The 1476-nt window shown below is 47.8% G+C and carries 2 protein-coding genes; both read left to right on the top strand.

What is annotated here, in order from left to right:
- On the top strand, positions 1-554 hold a 554-nt coding region (locus EDM58_RS26085; protein ID WP_148039359.1), incomplete at its 5' end, for a helix-turn-helix domain-containing protein.
- A gap of 26 nt (positions 555-580) precedes the next feature.
- A complete protein-coding gene (locus tag EDM58_RS25290) occupies positions 581-1432 on the top strand; it encodes an IS3 family transposase (RefSeq protein ID WP_183187630.1) in 852 nt (283 codons plus the stop codon).
- Positions 1433-1476: the final 44 nt, after the last annotated feature.

Here is a 1476-nt window from a genome sequence, read left to right as displayed (position 1 = left end):
GGCGGCATCAGTATGAATTGTACGGAATGGAAGGGTTAGAAATCCGAATCAAGAATAACCGGTATTCCCCTGAATTAAAGCTTCAAGCGGTTCAAGATTATTTGTCGGGGAAGTATTCACAATATGAACTCATCGATACATACAAAATTGCAAGCCGAACTCAGCTCAGAAGCTGGATTGCCAAGTATAATAGTCATAGCAGCTTTAAATCGGTTAACGAGGGAGCATCGGCTATGACCAAAGGACGTTCTACTACGTGGCAGGAACGAATTGATATCGTGCTTTACTGTATGGCACATAAGCGCAACTATGGGAAAACAGCAGCGCAGTTTAATGTTTCCTACAACCAAGTGTACCAGTGGGTCAAGAAGTACGAGAACGGCGGACAAGATGCGCTTCAGGACGGGCGAGGACGGAAGAAAGCGTCTGAGGAGTTAACCGAGGCCGAGCGTCACAAGCTGGAGATGAAGAAGCTGGAATATGAAAATGAACGGCTTAGAGCGGAGAATGCGTTTCTAAAAAAGTTGAAGGAAATTCAAAGGAGGCGAGTTTGAGCAGACATCGACGGAGGCATGTGTATGTGGCCATACAAGCGGTACATGAAGAACAAGGGTTTAGCGTGCAGTTGTTGTGTGAGGTTGCACAGATTCAGCGCTCCAGTTATTACAAGTGGGTAAACCACAAACCCAGCCCGCAGGAACAAGAAAACGAGCAACTGACGAAGGACATGCTGACCCTTCATGAGCAGGTGCGCGGCATCTACGGCTACCGGCGGCACACTGTCCAGCTCCGTCGTCAAACAGGCAAACCCATTCATCACAAACGAATTCGGCGGCTCATGACCCTCGCAGGGATCCAGTCGGTAATCCGTAGGAAGAAAAAGCAATACCCGCGTTCCGCTCCACAGCATATTGCCGAGAACTTGCTAGGCCGCAAGTTCCATGCTGAAGCGCCCAATGAGAAGTGGCTGACCGATGTAACGGAGTTCAAATATGGACATAGTCAGAAAGCTTACCTCAGCGCCATCCTGGACCTCCATAGCAACAACATTATTTCCTATGTGCTCGGGCATTCGAACAACAACAAACTCGTATTTAAAACGCTGGACCAGGCGCTTGAGGCTACGCCGGGCGCTACTCCTATGCTTCACAGTGACCGGGGGTTTCAATACACCTCGACGGCTTTTAAGAGGAAACTGGACAAAGCAAACATTACCCAAAGCATGTCACGTGTTGGCCGTTGCATTGACAACGGACCAATGGAATCTTTCTGGGGAACCTTGAAATGCGAGATGTATTACCTGACTACATACAACTCGTTTGAAGAGTTGAAGAAGGACATCGATACCTATATCCACTTTTACAATAACGAGCGATTACAGGCAAAGTTAAACGGCCTCAGTCCCACGGAATTCAGAACTAAGGCCGCTTAAAACTTTTACTTATTTGTACTGTCTACTTGACGGGGTGCAGTTCA

The sequence above is a fragment of the Brevibacillus panacihumi genome, assembly GCF_003710985.1.
Classification (GTDB): Bacteria; Bacillota; Bacilli; order Brevibacillales; family Brevibacillaceae; genus Brevibacillus; species Brevibacillus panacihumi.
This window is presented reverse-complemented; position numbering and strand designations above follow the sequence as displayed.